18 protein-coding genes are annotated in these 19,156 nt (G+C 27.1%); 2 read left to right on the forward strand and 16 right to left on the reverse strand.

Features of this window, described 5'->3' with window-relative positions; all coding sequences use genetic code 11:
* Window positions 1-369 precede the first annotated feature (369 nt).
* From AYC61_RS07725 to AYC61_RS07780, 14 genes are all read right to left on the reverse strand, one after another.
* Window positions 370-1,719 (reverse strand): extracellular solute-binding protein, encoded by a 1,350-nt coding sequence (locus AYC61_RS07725; RefSeq protein WP_066499183.1) that lies wholly within the window; start codon window positions 1,717-1,719, stop codon window positions 370-372.
* A gap of 12 nt (window positions 1,720-1,731) precedes the next feature.
* Window positions 1,732-1,962, reverse strand: coding sequence for a hypothetical protein (locus AYC61_RS07730; RefSeq protein WP_066499186.1), 231 nt, complete (start codon window positions 1,960-1,962; stop codon window positions 1,732-1,734).
* A gap of 39 nt (window positions 1,963-2,001) precedes the next feature.
* On the reverse strand, window positions 2,002-3,120 hold the full coding sequence (locus AYC61_RS07735) for a P-loop NTPase family protein (RefSeq protein ID WP_066499189.1): 1,119 nt from the start codon (window positions 3,118-3,120) through the stop codon (window positions 2,002-2,004).
* A 14-nt stretch (window positions 3,121-3,134) separates the two neighbouring features.
* Window positions 3,135-4,610 carry a radical SAM protein gene (locus AYC61_RS07740; protein WP_066499194.1) on the reverse strand — a complete coding sequence of 492 codons (1,476 nt, stop codon included), beginning with the start codon at window positions 4,608-4,610 and terminating at the stop codon, window positions 3,135-3,137.
* A gap of 154 nt (window positions 4,611-4,764) precedes the next feature.
* Window positions 4,765-4,911, reverse strand: a complete 147-nt coding sequence (locus AYC61_RS21145; protein WP_156456388.1) for a hypothetical protein — start codon at window positions 4,909-4,911, stop codon at window positions 4,765-4,767.
* A gap of 91 nt (window positions 4,912-5,002) precedes the next feature.
* On the reverse strand, window positions 5,003-6,703 hold the full coding sequence (locus AYC61_RS07745; protein ID WP_156456389.1) for an ABC transporter ATP-binding protein: 1,701 nt from the start codon (window positions 6,701-6,703) through the stop codon (window positions 5,003-5,005).
* Between the two features lie 865 nt (window positions 6,704-7,568).
* On the reverse strand, window positions 7,569-8,333 hold the full coding sequence (locus tag AYC61_RS07750; RefSeq protein WP_066499199.1) for an aminoglycoside adenylyltransferase domain-containing protein: 765 nt from the start codon (window positions 8,331-8,333) through the stop codon (window positions 7,569-7,571).
* A gap of 136 nt (window positions 8,334-8,469) precedes the next feature.
* Window positions 8,470-9,225 (reverse strand): SagB/ThcOx family dehydrogenase, encoded by a 756-nt coding sequence (locus tag AYC61_RS07755; RefSeq protein WP_066499210.1) that lies wholly within the window; start codon window positions 9,223-9,225, stop codon window positions 8,470-8,472.
* 118 nt (window positions 9,226-9,343) lie between these two features.
* Window positions 9,344-9,484, reverse strand: coding sequence for a hypothetical protein (locus tag AYC61_RS21150; RefSeq protein WP_156456390.1), 141 nt, complete (start codon window positions 9,482-9,484; stop codon window positions 9,344-9,346).
* A gap of 254 nt (window positions 9,485-9,738) precedes the next feature.
* Complete coding sequence (locus AYC61_RS07760; protein WP_066499212.1) at window positions 9,739-10,536, reverse strand: ABC transporter permease; 798 nt, start codon at window positions 10,534-10,536, stop codon at window positions 9,739-9,741.
* A complete protein-coding gene (locus AYC61_RS07765) occupies window positions 10,533-11,432 on the reverse strand; it encodes an ABC transporter ATP-binding protein (protein ID WP_082759855.1) in 900 nt (299 codons plus the stop codon). Before AYC61_RS07765 ends, AYC61_RS07760 begins: the two co-directional genes overlap by 4 nt.
* A gap of 44 nt (window positions 11,433-11,476) precedes the next feature.
* Window positions 11,477-11,899, reverse strand: a complete 423-nt coding sequence (locus tag AYC61_RS07770; protein ID WP_066499222.1) for a hypothetical protein — start codon at window positions 11,897-11,899, stop codon at window positions 11,477-11,479.
* A gap of 184 nt (window positions 11,900-12,083) precedes the next feature.
* Window positions 12,084-13,373, reverse strand: a complete 1,290-nt coding sequence (locus tag AYC61_RS07775; protein ID WP_066499224.1) for a sensor histidine kinase — start codon at window positions 13,371-13,373, stop codon at window positions 12,084-12,086.
* Window positions 13,370-14,107 (reverse strand): LytR/AlgR family response regulator transcription factor, encoded by a 738-nt coding sequence (locus tag AYC61_RS07780; RefSeq protein ID WP_066499225.1) that lies wholly within the window; start codon window positions 14,105-14,107, stop codon window positions 13,370-13,372. Before AYC61_RS07780 ends, AYC61_RS07775 begins: the two co-directional genes overlap by 4 nt.
* A gap of 629 nt (window positions 14,108-14,736) precedes the next feature.
* Between AYC61_RS07780 and AYC61_RS07785 the strand changes: the two genes are divergently transcribed.
* Complete coding sequence (locus AYC61_RS07785; protein ID WP_066499229.1) at window positions 14,737-14,967, forward strand: hypothetical protein; 231 nt, start codon at window positions 14,737-14,739, stop codon at window positions 14,965-14,967.
* Between the two features lie 477 nt (window positions 14,968-15,444).
* Here the strand turns inward: AYC61_RS07785 and AYC61_RS07790 are convergent, their stop codons facing one another.
* The gene (locus AYC61_RS07790; protein ID WP_066499234.1) at window positions 15,445-16,581 is read right to left on the reverse strand and encodes a hypothetical protein; all 1,137 of its coding nucleotides are present in this window, start codon (window positions 16,579-16,581) and stop codon (window positions 15,445-15,447) included.
* A 996-nt stretch (window positions 16,582-17,577) separates the two neighbouring features.
* Between AYC61_RS07790 and AYC61_RS07795 the strand changes: the two genes are divergently transcribed.
* On the forward strand, window positions 17,578-18,810 hold the full coding sequence (locus AYC61_RS07795; protein WP_066499241.1) for an MFS transporter: 1,233 nt from the start codon (window positions 17,578-17,580) through the stop codon (window positions 18,808-18,810).
* Between the two features lie 79 nt (window positions 18,811-18,889).
* Here the strand turns inward: AYC61_RS07795 and AYC61_RS22340 are convergent, their stop codons facing one another.
* Complete coding sequence (locus AYC61_RS22340; RefSeq protein WP_476691451.1) at window positions 18,890-19,141, reverse strand: hypothetical protein; 252 nt, start codon at window positions 19,139-19,141, stop codon at window positions 18,890-18,892.
* Between the last annotated feature and the right edge of the window lie 15 nt (window positions 19,142-19,156).

Genomic DNA, 19,156 nt, shown 5'->3' on the forward strand with positions numbered 1-19,156 from the left:
TTCTTGCTTTCATTTGTTCTTTTCGCACATAATGTTATTGTTGGAGCACACGATAATAACTCTAATGTTTCTATATTCCTTTTATTCCACCTTAAATCTCTAACTCCATTTAGAAAAATATATTAGTATCAGGAAGTAGTGCTTCTATTATGATATGTGATAAAATTCCGTTAAATCTATAATCAATTTCAACAATTTTATATTATTACAAATGTTCTAATTAAGTAGCTTAATCTTTTCTATTTTGATGACATTATTTAGATAAAATTCTTTCGATATATATACTCTCTTAATAACTCTATTTAAAATAATTCAAGCAGAAAAACTTAGGTTTTGTTTTTCTGCTTTATAACATCAAGCCATCATTTTCTATTCATTCAGCCACATATTATATTTATACTCTAGTTTCTCTAATTCTCTACTTAACTCTTCGTCTGTATATGCTTTATCTGCAAATATATATTTTGCAAAATCTTTGTATATCATATCTTTTACTTCTTCAATTATTCTGCTATTAGAATTATGTTTATAGTTACCATTTTTAATTTGCTGTAAAATATATTTTCTTAAAGCGATAGCTTTTTCATTGCTGTTTTTTTCTTTCTCTATTGTCTCAATTTCATTCTCTATATCCTTATTTACTGGATATAAAGAATTTTTTTCTGTTAGATACATTTCTAATTGAATCTCATCACTAAGTAATTCATTTATAAACTTCATACCTAAATCAATATTTTTTCCATTTTTATTTATAATAAATCCAAATGTATCAAGTTGATTAGTTTCGAAATTTATTACATTCGGTAAAACAATTATATCTTTTAAATTTAGACATTCAGTCATTTCTAAAGATTTTAAACCATTTTTACCAATCCAAAATTTTCTGAGATTTTCATTATCACAGCTTCGATGTAAATCTCTTGATGCATTATATTCTGCAGAATCTTTTTTAAAAATCACATTATAATAGTTTTCATAAGTATATTCTTTATTTATAATATATTTACCTGAAAATAATATTTCTTCTCTTATATCATTTATATATTGAATAACTTTTGAATTATTCAAACTGACTTTTTTGTTTGATTTATCTAAAATTTTTAAATCTTCAACTAAAAATGAAACTTTTTCTATATATACCCATTTGTTAAAATGTTCCAATTTTCCTTTTAGCCATTTTTCATTAATCTTTATATAATCTTCTCTAGTCCAGTTGAGTTTAGGTTCATCTATCTCTAATTTATCAAATGCACATCTGTTAAGTGCAGCTACCCAATGAATCATACCTATCGGAACAAAATAATTTCCATCGTCTAATAAACTATCATATACTTTTGTAAAATTTGTAATCTTACCTTTAGCATTTAATGCAATCCCCTGATCTATATATTCTTTGTATGTGCTAATATATGAAATATATATTAAAGTTGGTCCCTCTTCTAAATATAATTTTGTGTTCATCTTCTTATAATAATCATCAGCATTATTTCCACTAATTACATCAAAATTTACTTTTATGCCCGTTTCTTTTTCAAATCTTTCTGAGTAGTTATATATAGTTTTAAATATAGTTTTTATATCTAAAAAATCAAAATCTTTAATCAAGATAGTTATCTCATCTTGCTTTATATCTGTTGTATGGTCATTTAAATTACTTGAGCAGCTGATAGTTAATAACACCAATGTAATACATAAACTTAAAGCTATAATTCTTTTCATTATTACACCTCTTTATTCATCAAGAAACGTTTTATTTATAATTCTATAAATTGAATCTAAATCCTTAAAATTCTCTGGTCTGATTTTTTCTATTGGAATAACCTCCCCAGTATTTTCTTCAACTGCACAAATAAACTCTATTAAATCTAAAGGATATATCTCTTTTAAAATCAACCTGTCTAATTGTATTTGTTTTTCTTTAAAACACTTTGTCCTAAGTTTAAACAGTTGTTCTTTCGTCATTTCAAAATTCACTCCTTAGAAAAACTTCAACTTTTCAAATTAAATTATATTAAGTAATTTGTTTTTAACACGAAAAGTATTCTCTATTAAATCAACAATTTCATCATCTGAAACATAATCTTGATCTGCTAGTTTCATGTCAAATAATTCTTCACAATTTCTTTTTAATTCTGCAAATATTTCATCATTAAATATCCCTTTCTTTAATTCTATATTTAGTTTTGTTGATGCAATCTCAGGTATTTTATTTAATCTTTTTGTAAATACAGAAATTGTTGGAGCACACGATAGTAACTCTAATGTTTCGATACTCCTCTTATTCCACCTTAAATCTCTCCCTCCATTAGCGCAAAATATATTTGCATCTGGATGTAGTGCTTCGATAATGATATGCGATAAAATTCCATTATATTTATAATCAATTTCATCATCTCCAAAACTGTTGACTCCATAGGGACTTGATATAATTAATAAATGAGGCTTTTCTCTCTCTACAATATCATTTACGAAAGTTCTGATAGTCTTAATCTTTTTAATTTCACTGATATCATCTCCATAAAGTGCTTTTGGATATATATTTCCTCCTAACAGTTCTATTTGTGTATTAGATCCAATGACTGAAACTTTGTAACCTTTCTTCTTCAAAGCTCTAGCTATAAGTAACTGCATTTCAGTCTTTCCACAATCTTCTTCCATTCCAAAAACTCCAATAACTGGTATACTAATTTGATTTAATAATAATGCATTCCTAACCTCTGGAGCAAAATAATAAAATTTCAAACCCATTTCTTCAAACTTCTTTATATATTGCTCTAAATCTACATTTTGATGATTCTCAAGCAAAATCACATTTTTCTTTGCTTTTAAAATCTTATCTAGATATCTATCTACAATATCTGTATCTCCATAATACTTTCTAAACGAACCAAGTATCACTGTATCAATTTTATCTAATTCTCTATCAAAATCACTTTTCACTATATATCCTGATATACTTCCACCATCTATTGTTCCTGCGTCTTTTCCTATATATCCCCATGATTTAAAAGACACTACTGAATTTATTTTAAACTCTAACGATTCTCTAAACTTAAATACATTCAACATATCTTCACTATATGGAAATAGCATAACCGCTTGTACATCCTTTAATTGCATATCTGCACCCCTTTCTATTTATCAAAAGCATATGGATTTTTCTCTAGTATTGTTAAATAGTATGCTAAATTCTTCTTTATACTTGCTTTTACCTTTTTACAATGTTTCAATTTTTCTTCTCTTGATAGTTCTTCTTTTTTTTCTATTTGTACAGGACAATTATAACACCACAAATGTGCCCAACATTTCAAACATTCTGCTTCTGTAGAAGTGTAAAAATCCTTAATAATCTTTTCTGCTTTCTCTATCTCAATACCTTTTTCAATATCTCCTAACTTTAATGTATCAAAGTTTTCATTACATTTTTCACATATATAAAAACCTCCATCAACAGATACATAAAGTTTGTTTGCACCTGGAATACAACACCCTGCTGGCAAAATTTTGTCTGAATAACATCTAATAACTCTTTGATTATGGAATTTATCTATAAAATCATTAGATTCTAGCGGAATTTTTGATTTTTCTAAGTAGTTATTATTCTGATGAATTTTACTATGAATGTATCTTACATCAACGAAACGTTCTTCTATAATATTATTAGCTATATTTTCTTCTACCTTTTTTTTGCTATATATATTAAGACTATTCCCTTGATATACCCTTGATACTCTTGTATAATTATTACTACCTACAATACAATCCTCTGATAAGAAATCTTCTATTTTTTGAATCTTTCTGTATGGAGATAATGTAACACCAAAGCTTACACTCTCTTCATAGTACTTAGGATACCTCTTTTTTATATCAAGTATATTTTTCTCAATCGTTTTAAAACTACCTTTGTGTGAAACTGCAAATTTTCTGTATTCATCATGATATTCTTGAGGTCCATCTAAGCTGATATAAATCAATACATTATGTTTTGCTAAATAATCTACATATTCTTTATTTAATAAAGTTCCATTTGTTATTACACTAAAAAGAATTCTTTTTCCATGGTATTCATCTAACATATACTCTATACATTGTTTAATAAAATCAAATCTTAATAAAGGCTCTCCTCCATAAAATGACAATGAAAACTTTCCTTTAGCTGAAGATTTGCTTATGCCATAGTCTATTGATTTTTTTGCTACTTCAAATGGCATATTTTTATCACTATGTACTCTATTCTCTGAATATATTCCTGAGTATGCACAGTATTCACATCGTAAGTTACAGTTTTGTGTCACTGACAAGCAAATGCATGAGATATTATTTTCCAAGTCATAATGCAATTCATTCATAATTCCACCCAAATAAATCTTCTTAGAAAATGTAGTAAGCAGTCCTTGTTCTTCTGCTTGTTTTATTATGCTTAGAGCATGTTTAATATCACTTACTGAATATTTATTCTTAAATATATTAATTATATCATCATCATCTTTATCCCAGTAATCTTCAATAATCTCCTTAATCAAAAAATCAATTCTCATTATCTTACCAGTATTACCATCATACAAGTAGTTATTATTTTTTGTATTAAAAAAAACTACATTAGGTTTCATATTCTTCTTCCCCCATTTTTACTATTATGCTTATAAATATCTATTCATAATATATATATATATATCATTCTTTACAGAAACAGATTATTAAATTATTATTAAACATTCTATAGGAAGGTTATTTAGCTCATATTTAAATATCTATAAGTTTCTACTACATATCTCTTTCAGCTGCAGTTTCATCACTATTTTCAGCTGAATTAGCAAATGTACCTTCTGTACTACAAGAACATTTACATCTACAAAGCTCATACATCAAACCTATACCAAAATCCTTTTTTAATTTGCCTAAATCTAACATGATACCATCTCCTCATTTTTAATATTTACTTAACCTTTGTACTCCTACTTAAACTATATACTCCTATAGAATGTTTAATTTCAAAATGAATTTATATTGCTGCACTTGACTTTTTAGTATTTGATTCTTCAAAGTCTTTAGGTGTTGTTACTAACACATTTCCTGAATTGACATACATAATTTTATCAAAGTGCTGCAATAATCTGTATTTGTGAATTATCATTATCACTGTAAGTTCCTTATGGTTACTAAACATGTCTTCTATAAATTCTTCTTCAAATTGCTCTTCAATATTTGAAGTTGATTCATCTAAAAGTAATATCTCACAATCTCTCAATAATGCCCTTGCTATTGCTAATCTTTGAAACTGTCCTCCTGATACATTACTTCCACTTAGTGTAAGCTTAGTATCTAGTCCTTTTTCTAGATTACTTACAAAATCTTGTAGACCAACTTGTCCTAAAATTTTATAAATTTTGTCATCTGTAACTTTTTTATTTCCGAGTAGTATATTTTCTCTAATTGAGTAATTAAACATGAATGGACTCTGAGGAATATAAGAAATCTTATTGATTAACTCAGACAAATCCATTTTAGATATATTATCTCCATCACAACTGATAGTTCCCCTGTTAGGCTTGATAAATTTCATTAACAAACTTAATATGGTTGATTTCCCAGAACCATTTTCCCCTATTAATGCAACCTTCTCCCCTGGCAATATGTCGAAGTTAATATTTTTTAAAATCTCTTTTGAATCATCATATGAAAAGCAAACGTTTTCAAAGGATATCTTAGTTTTTTCATTAAGTTCATCAGTAACATCTATGGTGTAATTATTATTTTCACTAGTCTTGGTTTTTGAATTTTCCTGTTTATATTCTATGATTTCATAAACTCTTTCCATAGAAACTAATGAAGTTTGAAAACTTCCATTAAACCTTGTAAGTCTCTCTACTATTGAAATAGCTCTGTTGAAATATGCTAAAAATGCGAACAATTCTCCAACTGTAAAATTCCCCTTTACTAATATATAAGCACCTGCTAAATAAACACCAGTATACACTATCTCATACAATCTACTAGAAATCATAAAAAGTACTAAAACAATCTTATTTATTCTCATTCTTTCTCTAAAAATATTATTCTGTACGTGTACAAATTCTCTTTCTGCCCATTTAAAGATATTTAAATATTTTACTTCTTTTATTCCCAATATCATCTCTTGAAGACATTTATTACGAATGTCATATTGTTCTCGAATTTTCTTAGATGTCTTTTTCTGCTGTTCTGCTATTTTACCATTAGTGATTACTATTATAGGTATTGCAAAGCATGATATTAGAAACATTATTATATTTAACCTTGCCATTATTATTATTATTCCAAATAACGTAAGCAAACTAGTACATAGCTCAATGATTTGGCTGTCTACAAGAATGCTAATACTCCCTATATCACCATTAATTCTTGATGCAATCTGACCGATATTGTATATTTGAAAAAATGTTAATGGAAATCTCAGTAGTTTCTTAAAAGCGTCTCTTGTAATGTTGTAGGTAAATTTATTTGATATATATGTTGATATATAGTCCTGAATAGATGAAATTAGTTCGTGTAAAAATTTCACTACAAAAATTATTATTAAATAGTAGATAATTTTACTAAAGTTTTTATTCATCAATCCATTATCCAGTAGTTCTTTTTCTGCTAGAGGTATGTATACATTGATTACAGTTGTTATTATCATAAGTATTACTATTGCTACAATATGATTTCTAAACCTTAACATATAGTTAGAAAAATACTTAATAAGAATCTTCTCTCTATATGAAATTTTAAACAAACTATCACGTCCTTATATATAACTGATTCTTTTTTAGTAAATTCTATTTATTTCCATTTTAATGTTATTTTTTTGCATTAAAAGTATAATATTATTTCTTTTGTCAATTTATATTATAACACTTTTTTATTTTTTTTCAAATTATTTTTAATTTTATTATTTTATTTATTATTTTCTATTATTTTCTATTATTTTCTATTATTTTCTATTAATATTTATGGTTTTCTATTAATTTTTATTATTGTTAACCATTGGTGTGTTTAAGGTATGTAAAATAAAGTCATCCATCTCCTAAATTGAATAAAAAATCTGCAATTTAGATATTTTAACTATACAACACATCTAGAACAGATGTACTATTGCTTGTATAAGCATTCTCAATTTCTCATATGAACTCATTAAATCTAATTAATAATATATTATTAAAATCAGATAGTACAATTTTATTTATTTTTTTGACACTTTTTCATCTATCTATCTTCTAGGTGTATATTGCTTATTTTTTATTACTATTTTTGATATATATGCTCATCTTTTTCATTTTTCTCATATATTCTCTCATCTTACTACATTATATATTATTTATTATTTTTTGTAATTTTTTTATTATTAATATTTTATTCCTTTTTTCCTATTATTTTGACATATTTTTATTAATTATTAGTTAGCAACTCAATTAATCTGTAAAATATAGTCGTCTATTTCACTATCAAACAAAAAGTCATGTAATTTTCAGGTTTTTTCAACCTAAAAACTCATGACCTTTATAATTAAATACGTACTATTTATAGTTATTTGATAAATATATTTATCAATAACTATATTCACTCTTTATCTCATTTACCATATAATCAGCAAACCATGCTAAATGCTGTTGATTCCACTTAATTTTATTATCGGAACTTTCGTAACCTATTAAAGCTAGTTTTATTGTATCTATATATGGATATGAAAGATTGTTAATACCCCATTTTCCTCCTTCTGCTTTAGAACATATAGTTCCTTCTTTTAAATAGCATAATACTCTGCAAAGATTTAGAACATAATATATTGGATTATTAATAATACCTTCTGCTGCATTTTCTATATCGCCCATAATAGATTCAACATAATATTTTTTTGGAATAGATTGAAAAACTTCTCGTATTGGCTTTCCAAACAAACAACGTCCTCTTTCTATTGTAATAACTATGTGTGCTGCTAAATCGGGGTCTGTAGAATTTCCACATATGAAATTTTCATCATTTATGTATTTATGTTTATAATAATCTGAATAGTGGAGAATAAAAGGTGTCGGGTAGATGAACTTTTTTACGTCCTTTTCAAGAATAACACTCATTTCAAATCCATTCTTCGGTATACTCTCAGATAGCTTCAATAGTACATCTATAAGTTTTCTTTTGACTTCAAAACAAATATCTTCTTTTATAATAACTAAAAAATCAATGTCACTTGAATTTATATTAAAACAATTCATGGCTAATGATCCATGAAGGTAAATTCCAACAAGCTTCTCCTCTAAAATTTCACAATAGCTAGATACTATTAAATCTAATGCTTGATTAATCCTGTACATTTTGATTTCCTTTCTATATGAGTAAACGTAGTAAAAAAACACCATCATGATTTTATTAATTCGCTTGCAAGATTTACTGTCAAAGTTATTCTCCTCTTTAATTTATGTTTAATAGTCAGATGCAAAGCGCCTTTAACTATTTACACTTTCCTACAGGAGCTAAATAAACAACAAATTCATCTTCTCCATTAAGATTAAGAAGCTCATCCATTTTGTCTTGATTATAGGCTGCAATAGCACATGTTCCAAGTCCAAGAATTTCACAAGCAAGATATAGATTTTGACATACATGTCCAGCATCTAACAGCATAACTTTATGAGCAGATACAGTGTATCTCCATTCCGATCTATATGGAACAGCAGTCCAAAGAAAAGTTACTGCACTTGTTTTAACAAATTTTTGACCTAAAGTATAATCTACTAGTTTCTCTTGTAAATTATCAACTTCATTTAAAAATATTAATTCATGATTAAGTGGTAAATAACGATATAATCCATTCTTTAAACCTTGTACTTTATTTATTGCTAAATAAGTTTCAAAAGGATGTCTAGCTCCAGCAGAAGGAACTCTCCTACGAGTTACAACATTTTTTCCTACTTTCCCTACAACACTTTTTACTCCTTGTGTTGTCCAAAGCAAAAACGATAATTCTTCTAGATTCATATACTCATCACTATATTTACGTCTACTAACACGTTCCTCAAAAACATCATATACATTTACGTTTGTAAATATTTCTTTATTCACATCTGGCAGTGTAATTATTTCTCCATTTTCATCATGAGCCTTTACTATCGGTGGTTGAGGAAGTTCTAATTCTTGATCTGACTCCAAATCATTCACATGAAAATTTGATTTCATCCACTCACGCTGTTGTTTTACTTTATCCATAAATAAATCCTCCTAATAAAATTTATTTTTCAAAGTTTCAAACTCTGTAACAATTGAAAATACTATATTTTTTCAATTGTTTTGTCCTGTTCTGATCTTATATTTAAGTACAAATTCTTCAATTTATTCCATCTTGCTGTAATCCATGTAGAACAGCATTTAAAGTACCTTTCAATATATCTGCTACATCCCATAAAACTGATTTTCGTTTACGTAATGTCAATTTTTCTAGTTCACGCTCCGTAATTAATAGTGTCATTTATAAATAATTATATCAGATATAAAATATTTTTTACCTCTTAAATATAATATATATAATTTACATTATGAGCCTAAGTAAATTTTAACAGAATCTTGTTAAAAATAAAAGTTATAAGCTTTTACGAATTACATATTAAACTTAAAAGATTATTTAATAATTTTTATAAATTTATTTCTACAACTAAAAACTCATTACGAAAGCAATGAGTTTCTACACAGAATTGAAAAATTAATTCTGTTTATCTATTTTTATTATAAATCACTACTTTTAAATTTCTTTACACCTAATATGTTGAAAATGACGCTATATATAACAATCAATAAAATAAGTAAAAAACTCATGCTTAATTTTTCACTATAATTTGCAGCCATTTGACTAGTTGTTGAAAATACATCATCACTGAGATTAACTAGATAATACCAAGGATTAAGATTTCTGAGATATGGAATTTTAAAAGTATTATGCAATACCAATGCTACACCAAATACAATTCCTATTACTGGTGCTGGTTTTAAATAAGCACTTAAAAATAGTGAAAACTGAACTGTTAAAATAAATGATGAAAAATAAAAAGCTAGCAACGCAATAACCAAAGACAATGTGTTATTACCTAAATAATTTCCAGAAGCTATTGCTGGATTTTGACAAACAAAAATATAGTAAATCATAATATTTATAACACAAGCTAATAGAAAGGTTATTGTAGCAAAAGATATTGTAGCTAAACTTTTTGCAATATAAAATTTACTCCTATTTCTATACCTAGTAGTGTACAGCAATATACTACCGTTTTCTATTTCGCTAGCTAAAATTCGTGCACCAATAAACGCAAAAATCATTGGAGTTATGAATAGCATATTTGAATTTAAAATTTGACAACACAACCAATATAATGTGCTCTGATTGCTTACTCCTGTATACCCATCTGATAGAACTGCTGCTCCGAATAACAAACCTATTGCTACTAATGCCAGTAGTGATAGCCAATCTTTTCTCTTAATAAGTTTAATCATTTCTATTTTATAAATTGTAAATATTGATGTGTTCATATTTGCACCTCACTTTTAAAAAAGTCATAGAGAGAATTTTCTCTGGTCTGAATGTCTGCAATTTTGATTTGATTGTTAAAAAGAATATTGAGAACTTCATTAAGTAAGTTCATTTCAACAAATTCAATTTTATCACCATTAATAATTTTAATCTTTCCTTGAAAATCTTTCATCAGAATAGACTGTATTTGTTTTGAAATCATTTCTTGGCAAACTATAGTATATGTGTTTTTGTATAAAAACACATCGTCAAATACCTTTTTCCCATTATTAATCATAACTACTCTATCACATATATCACTAACATCATCTAAATCATGACTAGAAAATAAAACCCCTGTTTTTTTGTCTTTTGCTTTCTCTACAATAACTCGCTTTAACATCTCTTTTCCCAATGGATCTAGTCCAACAAATGGCTCATCCAAAATTAAAAATTGCGGTTCATGAAGTAAGGTTTGAGCTAAACCTAAACGTTGTTTCTGACCAAAAGAAAAACTTTTTACATAGGACTTCTTTTTTTCTTCCAAACCTACCAACTTTAAAGTACTATCCACTCTATTCTTTATTATATTTTTATCTTGAATACCGGATGCCTTCATTAACAACACTAAATTATCGTAAGCATTTAAATAATTAAAAAAACTCGCTTGTATAAGTATGCCGAATTCGTTCAAACGAGAATTTTTACATAAAAGATTCTCTTCTTTGTACAGGATTTTGCCTTTATCAGGAGTAATATTTCCTGCTATACAATTTAGAAGTGTGGTTTTTCCAGCTCCATTCTTTCCAATTAATGCAACAATTTCTCCAGCTTTCACATCAAATGATACATTATTCAATGCTTTATTTTTTTTATAACTCTTAGATAAATTTTTCACCTCAAAAAGTGCCATCATTCTATCTCCTCTTCTTTATTTCTTTAATCAAGTAACTATTTTTCTTATTCCCTAATTATATTTTTCAATTGATTTAAACAAAGCTCAACTTCCTTATAAGCGTCTTTGACAATTTCAATATTCTCCTTAATTTTTCCTTGCACATAAATATTCCCAATCATTCCCAATAGATAATCTGTTATCTTAAGTTTCATAGTCATGAATTCAAAACTTGATTCAGAAATAGACATAGTTTTTAATTGATTTTGAAAAGAAATTATTGCGTTCTCGGTTTCTCTAGCAATAACTTCACTTTTTTTCATCTTACGATGCTTAATAAGAGTAGGTAGTAAATCTTTACTAAAAATATCCATATAGCCCCATTTTTTTATACTTTCTAAATGACTTTGCAAATTTTCCAAATGTTCTAGAGCTTGTTGCCCAGTAAGTATAGCCATTTCTAAATCCTTTGCTTGAATATATTTCATATTAACATCTCCTTTTTTTATCACTATTAACTCTATATTTATTATATAGACTTAAACGAAAGAAAACTCATCTCGTGCTATTTGATAACTTATTCGTGTTATTTGAATAAAAATTAAGAGCACAAGTCATTCTCTTGCGCTCTTTCAAAATATTAAAATCTTTATAATTTAAATTTTCTATCCATTATTTCGGTATGTTATTGTTTAAAGTAATATGAACTTTGAAATGGTTGTTCTCTATTTCAACTGTTACATCTCCATCATAAGATTCTACTATTTCTTCTATAATTTTAAGACCTTTGCCATGAAGAGAACTATCTTTTTTTGATGTTAGATATTGACCCTTTTTGTATTGTAAATTTCTCTTTTCAAAGCAATTAATACAGTCAATAATTAGATAATCATTAACCATGCCTGTATATAATGAAATTTCTCTCTGTTGTTCGCTTATTTGCAAAGATGCTTCTATTGCATTGTCTAGTACGTTTCCATAAATGATACTCAAATCATACAATGGAATTGCTAGCTTATTCTTTAAATCAACATCTATATCAACTTTTATATGATTTTGCATTGCTATTTCATATTTAGAATTTATCAACGCGGACAGTTCGGGCTGATTATGTATGTGTATAATAGAAGTAGCTACCAATGGAACTTGTAATTCTTTCAAATACATTTTTAATCCTTCTATATTGTTTTCATTAGCTAAGTAAGAAATCATGGAAATATGATTTCTCATATCGTGTCTCAACTTTTGTAAATCTTCCATCTTTGTCTCTAATGCTGTAGCATAGTTATATTCTATTTTGTTTTGAGTCATTAAAGTAATTTTCTTAATAAATTCATTAGCTTTTGTGTAAATATCTTGAAACAAATTCATTAAAATCAAAAATAAAGATGTAATAAAGAACAGTAATAATATCAAACTCGTATTATTCATCTCTTTTTGTAACAACGATTGAATCAATAGGTAGTACACAATGATTCCACTGCACATTGCCAATATTATTCTTATTGTTATCGTTTTGTATTGATTAATATCAAAATATAATATTTGTTTATTTTTTTTTATTTTAATAATTACAAAATAAATTAATATTCGCGAAAAAATATAACCTCCGATAAAAATAGGAGCTGCATAAATCTCACTATTGAATCCCTCTACTCCATAGGTTAATAATACTGGAACAAAATTCAAAATACTCGATAATAAAACTATGCCTGTCCATCTAAAAAATTTCGATAGAAAGCTGCCTTCAAACAAAAAAGATATAACAAAAAATATAATAATATATAAAATAACTTGAATTAATGCAGCACCTTCTAATTGATGAAGAAAAGAGTCCATAGAAAAAGATATAAAACCAATCAATACTAGGAAAATCGTCCATCCATATTTTTTTTTATGATAAATAGATAAATATTCACTAAAAATAAATAAATCTAGTCCAACAGGTAGGATTATAGTCATTTCATCATTCCCCTTAATTTTTTCATGAACTTTTTTTTAGCTTCTTCACGTTTTTTTTGACTAATTCGAATTACTGTGTTATCACTCATAATAAAAGAACCATTATTATACTGATATACATTAATAAGGTTAACAATATAACCTTGATGACAGCGATAGAAATCCTGATTTAATTTCTCAATGAGATTATTCATAGTATCATATATAATATACTCATTGGATTTACAATGTATTTTACAAGTGTTTCTCAATTTTTCAATATATAAAATAGTTAATTGGTCAATAGATATTAAGCTTTTATTTATATTCACCAACAATTTATCTCTATCAATGTTATTAAGACTATTTCTATCATCAATATATTTAATTGCATTGGTCAACACTTCTTTAAACTTTTTCTTATTAATTGGCTTTGTTAAATAATGAAAAGGTCTATTATCATAAGCAGCTAAAGAATATTTTTCATAATTGGTGATATATATGATTAAAACGTCTTGATTCAATTGTCGTATGATTTCTCCAATTTCTAAACCTGATTTTTCAGGCATCTCTATGTCTAAAAAAATAATATTAAATAATTTTTTATCGCTTTTTAACTGCTCCATTAATACCAGTGGACTTGTAAATGTCGTTATTTCACATAATAATTTTGAATCCTTAAGAAAATCTTCCACAAGAAATTCTTCTATAATAACTTGATGAGTATTATCATCACATATAGCTATACGGTACATATTTTATCTTACTCCTTTAATTATATAAAAATAGGCAATGAAACGTTTATTTAGTATCCATTATAAATCCATTCGTTTATGTAATTTATACCTCTTATATTTTTAAATAGAAATTTCACCTCCATTATACCATTAATATTTATCTTATAGTATGCTACCATCAAATTTTATAATATTGATTACTTCTTTTACTATCTATCTCATTAAAAATACATTTAACTCATCTTAACTTAATTCTTTCGTTTCTATATAAAGATAGTATTAAATTTGCTTGACAATACACGGTGATAGGGACTTCAGTATAAATTAGGTTGTACAAATAAAAGAAAGTAACATTATATTACTAATTACTTTCTTTATTACATACATCTTTTTTAACCTTTCAAGCATTTCAACAACTCTTTTAATTTGAAATAAAGTCTGATAAAAATTCATTGATTTGCTCTAGTAATTACATATCATTCATATGTTGACATAGAATAGCTGATATTATATTCTTTTATATTAAGGGAGGTAATATTATAATGCCTAGTTTGTCACAGACAACTTTGAAGATATTAGTGTTAATATAAAAAAGCTCTGTATAGGCAAACAAGTTCAAGAAAGATTAATAAAGGAGACGATAAATCATGGACAAAAGAAAATTTAAAATAATAAATATAGTAACTTATGTAGTAATATTTTTAATTCTAATTTTTAATATATGGCTTACTTTTTTTTCAGGTGCAATGGAAAGTCCTGATAGCAGTAATATAAGAATTTTCATTTATTCGGTATATGGAATACTTTTCGTTTTAGTAATAAATTTTATTCTAAGAAAAGTTCTAAAAAACCTAATTAATAAATATAGCAAAGGATAGAGTATATTTCAGTTAATTCATAGGCATATCGAACTGTTATGTCAATAATTTAATAAATTTCTAAACAGAAGGATGCTGTAGAGTATTTAATTCTATGAATAATCTTGAATATTGTATAGCATAATAAGCCATGCATTTTAAGCAATTAGTCTAAAATCACATGACTTTTATTATAATTTTATGTTATAACAATAACAAAAGGGCACATAACCAGATATTTAATCTTAATTATATGTCCTTTGTTTTTGCTTACTAAGTGATCATTCTTAGATTTTATTTTTCTACTCATGATTAATCTTGAAACATTTAAATACACCAAAACTCCCTGAGCTAACTAAATAAAGTCGCTTTACTCCAAACCTCACTCAATCCCTCACTACTATCTTCAACTAACTGTTCCTTATTCATTTAAGATAAATAAATTCGTAATAAAAATAGGATCATGGAGTAGTGTTCATGTCATTCTTTTCCTATTAACTAAAAACTTATGTGACCAACGTAAAAAAGTTTTAAACTAGATGTGCTTTCAACACCATCTGGACCTATTGGATAAATGTAGAAATTTACTCCATTGTAGTAACTTTCTGCAATTTCAGCTTCAATGTCAGTAACATTTTTAACAAATTCAATAGGCCCATAACTAGGGGTTAAAATACCACCACCATCAGGAAGTTGAATATAGACATTGTAACTAGATGCATGTAATACAGGATCCCAATTAACAATATATTTTTCATAAGTAAAGGAATATCTTACATTGCCACTTGCAGGAGCAGTTGAGAGATCTGGTGTGTATGTAACAACAGTACCTGGACCTGTTTTATCAGCAAAGTCAACACCTCTAATTAAGAATTTTAATACTTTTGCATCTCTTGATGAGACATCATGTCTAACATACTTATGTACGGAAACTCTTTCTATAAGCTTCCAATCAACGTCAAAGCCAGTTCCAGTTTCCATATATACGTTATAGTGATGCATGCCATTTATCGCATCCCAAGTAATTGTATAATCTTTATTACTAGAATCATAAGAGACATTAATATTTGTAGGTTGATTTGGCAAACCACAATCACCAACAATTACACAAGTTTCAATATTGGTGTCTAGATTGTTTGCAATTTCGATTTCAGCTCCAAACCCTATTTGTGAAGAAGGTGTAGTACCTGAAACAGTTATAGTTTTAGTAGCTCCTGAAGGAATACTTAATTTACTAGTATTAACTGATATATGGCTTATACCATATTTATTTTTAACCGATATATAAGCAGTTACTGATTTAGTATTAGAATTATAAATAGAAATTTGTTTTGAAAAACTTTTATTACAAGGTAAAATTATGTTAATGTTGCGTGGAGAAATTGTTAATGGAAAATAAACACTTGCTATATCATTATTTTCTGAAAAATTTTCGCTATAAGCACAACTACTTAACTCAATGCCTTTTCGACTGACGCTAACTACATGATTTTCAAGAGTACCATCATCAGTAGACTGTCTTATTTGAAAATCCGAATCAAACTGTGTAGAATTAATATCACTACCAGCCCACCCTATAGTGAAGCTTGATAAAATAAACATTGCAGCAAAACAACAAATAGCTAATTTTTTCATTTTTTTCCCCCTTTTATTATATTTAATAGTTAATTGCATAACTCTATACTATACATAATTTCAATGTTTACGTGCTATCAAATAATTCAGTTTCCCCCATATGTTAGTTGTAAAAACTACCAATAGAGTTACTAGGGAATCATCTCATGTTTCTTTGAAGCGTGACTTCAAGAGTTCGTTTCTTCATCGCTCTTAAGTAGAGAACCAAAATCTACGATTTTGAGTGAATCACTTACTGCTAAGAACGCAGTGAGTAGTGAGCTTCTTATTCATTTCAAAACGAGCTCTTGTCGAAACCGTCAAAGATTATGAGATCGTTCCCCTCACCAAAAACTTATGAGCTAAAACATTAAAAGTTATCCACATTTTTTATATTTTAGTTTTGCAACTATCTATTATATTTAAATTGTTTGTATATATAAATAATATTACTAATGTTTATTATTGTCAATAAATATAATATTTTTGTTTATAGTCAAATATAAGAAGTATTTTTGTTGTCAAATGCTAATATATGTAATTTTACTGACTAAAGTCATGGATGGTATATTTAGTATTGTCATTTCAAGATTTATAATTATTGCCTATTCCTTCTTTTATTCTTTTTTCTATTTCTTTTTGTGATATCATTCTCTTTCCAAAACATTTTAGTTCTCTAGCCATGATTATTCATTTTACAACTTATTTTTATTCTATATTTGATTAAAATAAAAACTCGTGATAACATGTAAAAAGAAAGTCAGTTAATAACAGATATAAATGAGCTTATAGAGCTTAAAAAACTAACTTCAAGCCAGAAACAATAGATGATTATGTAAGAATCAGAATGTCAAAGAAACAAACAAGGACTTTAAAAATAATGGCTAAAGCAAGAAAAATGATAGTAACAGAACTTATATGACATTACTTCAATACGTGAAAGAGACGAATATTGTATAAACAAGGTTTTAGAAAAAAATTTAAAAAGATAATAACACAAAAGAGGAGATATGATGGATGTTTAAAGGACCTGAAAAAATAAGTAAAACTCAACTAATTTATTTTATTATTATTGCCTTAAGTGCACTTGGTTTAGGATTTAGCCACAATGTTATATCTAATTATTTCAAAGATGCTTATCAAATTACAGCTTATCAACGCGGACTTATTGAATTTCCAAGGGAACTTCCTGGGGTGCTTGTTATATTTATTATTGCTGCATTATCATTATTTTCAGATTTTCGTATTGCCATTGTAGCACAATTATTAAGCATAATAGGTATAGGAGTGTTAGGATTTTTTACTCCTCCATTTACAATTATGCTTATTTTCATTTTTATTAATTCTTCGGGAATGCATTTGTTTATGCCGGTAAAAGACAGCATAGGTATGTCACTAATTAAGGATGAGAACATTGGCAAAAGAATGGGACAATATAAGGGCGTATCAATTACATTTACTATGTTAGCTGGAATATTAGTTTTTATTGGTTTTAGGGTTGGATTTTTTAGCTTTACAAGCAAAGTTAAATGGATATTTATTATATCCGCATCTATATTTGCAATTGTACTCATTCTACTTTTTGTTATAGAAAAACTAATTGGACAACCCATAAAAAGTAAGAAGTTCAATTTTGTTTTCAGAAAAGAATATAAGTATTATTATACTTTAGTAGTCATGTGGGGTGTACAGAAGCAAATAATGATTGTATACGGACCTTGGGTACTTATTGATATATTAAATAAAAAGACTGACACCTTAGCAGTTTTAGGTATAATAGGTTCTTTTATAGGAATATTTTTTATGCCTGCTGTTGGGAGATGGATTGATAGATTTGGTATTAAAAAACTACTCTATGCAGATGCTTTATCTTTTATATTTGTATATTTTGTATATGGACTATTGAGTGCAGGATTTAGTTCAGGAGCATTAGCTACCATAGGCATTCCTGTATTTCTAGCTTATATCTTGTTCATATTTGATAGAATGTCTACTCAGATGGGTATGATAAGAACTATCTATTTACGTTCTATAGCTGTGAAAACCTCTGATATCACACCTACATTATCCTTAGGTCTTAGTTTAGATCATGCAGTTTCAATTATATGTGCTTACTTAGGAGGAATTGTTTGGAGCTTATGGGGTCCACAATATATATTCTTTTTGGCAGCATCTCTTTCTTTGGTTAACTTATATGTTGCTAGTAAAGTAAAAGAAGATAAAATAACTAAGTTAAGAAGTAATACATAGCTTATAATATAAATATTGCAAAGCCTTTCATTTTAAAAATCCCCCTTCTTATTCAAACGCTAATATTTACCGTCTAAATTTACCCCTTAGCATCAAGTCTTAAAGTATAAAACCTCCTTATCCACTCAGGTTGCTTCATTACTTCATCTTTAATCTTTACAAGTATCTTCCTTCCGGTTCTCCTATCCTGCATAGCAAACAATCTCACCCTAGCATTAGAAGAACCGATGCACTTATTTTGATCACCAAAAACCGTCCCTTTCGATTCGCGAACGAAAAGACAGACTGTTTTAACGCAGTCTGCCGTCCCCTTGTTTAAATCTCTAACCATAAAACTTTGCGAATT

Source organism: Abyssisolibacter fermentans, assembly GCF_001559865.1.
Classification (GTDB): Bacteria; Bacillota; Clostridia; order Tissierellales; family MCWD3; genus Abyssisolibacter; species Abyssisolibacter fermentans.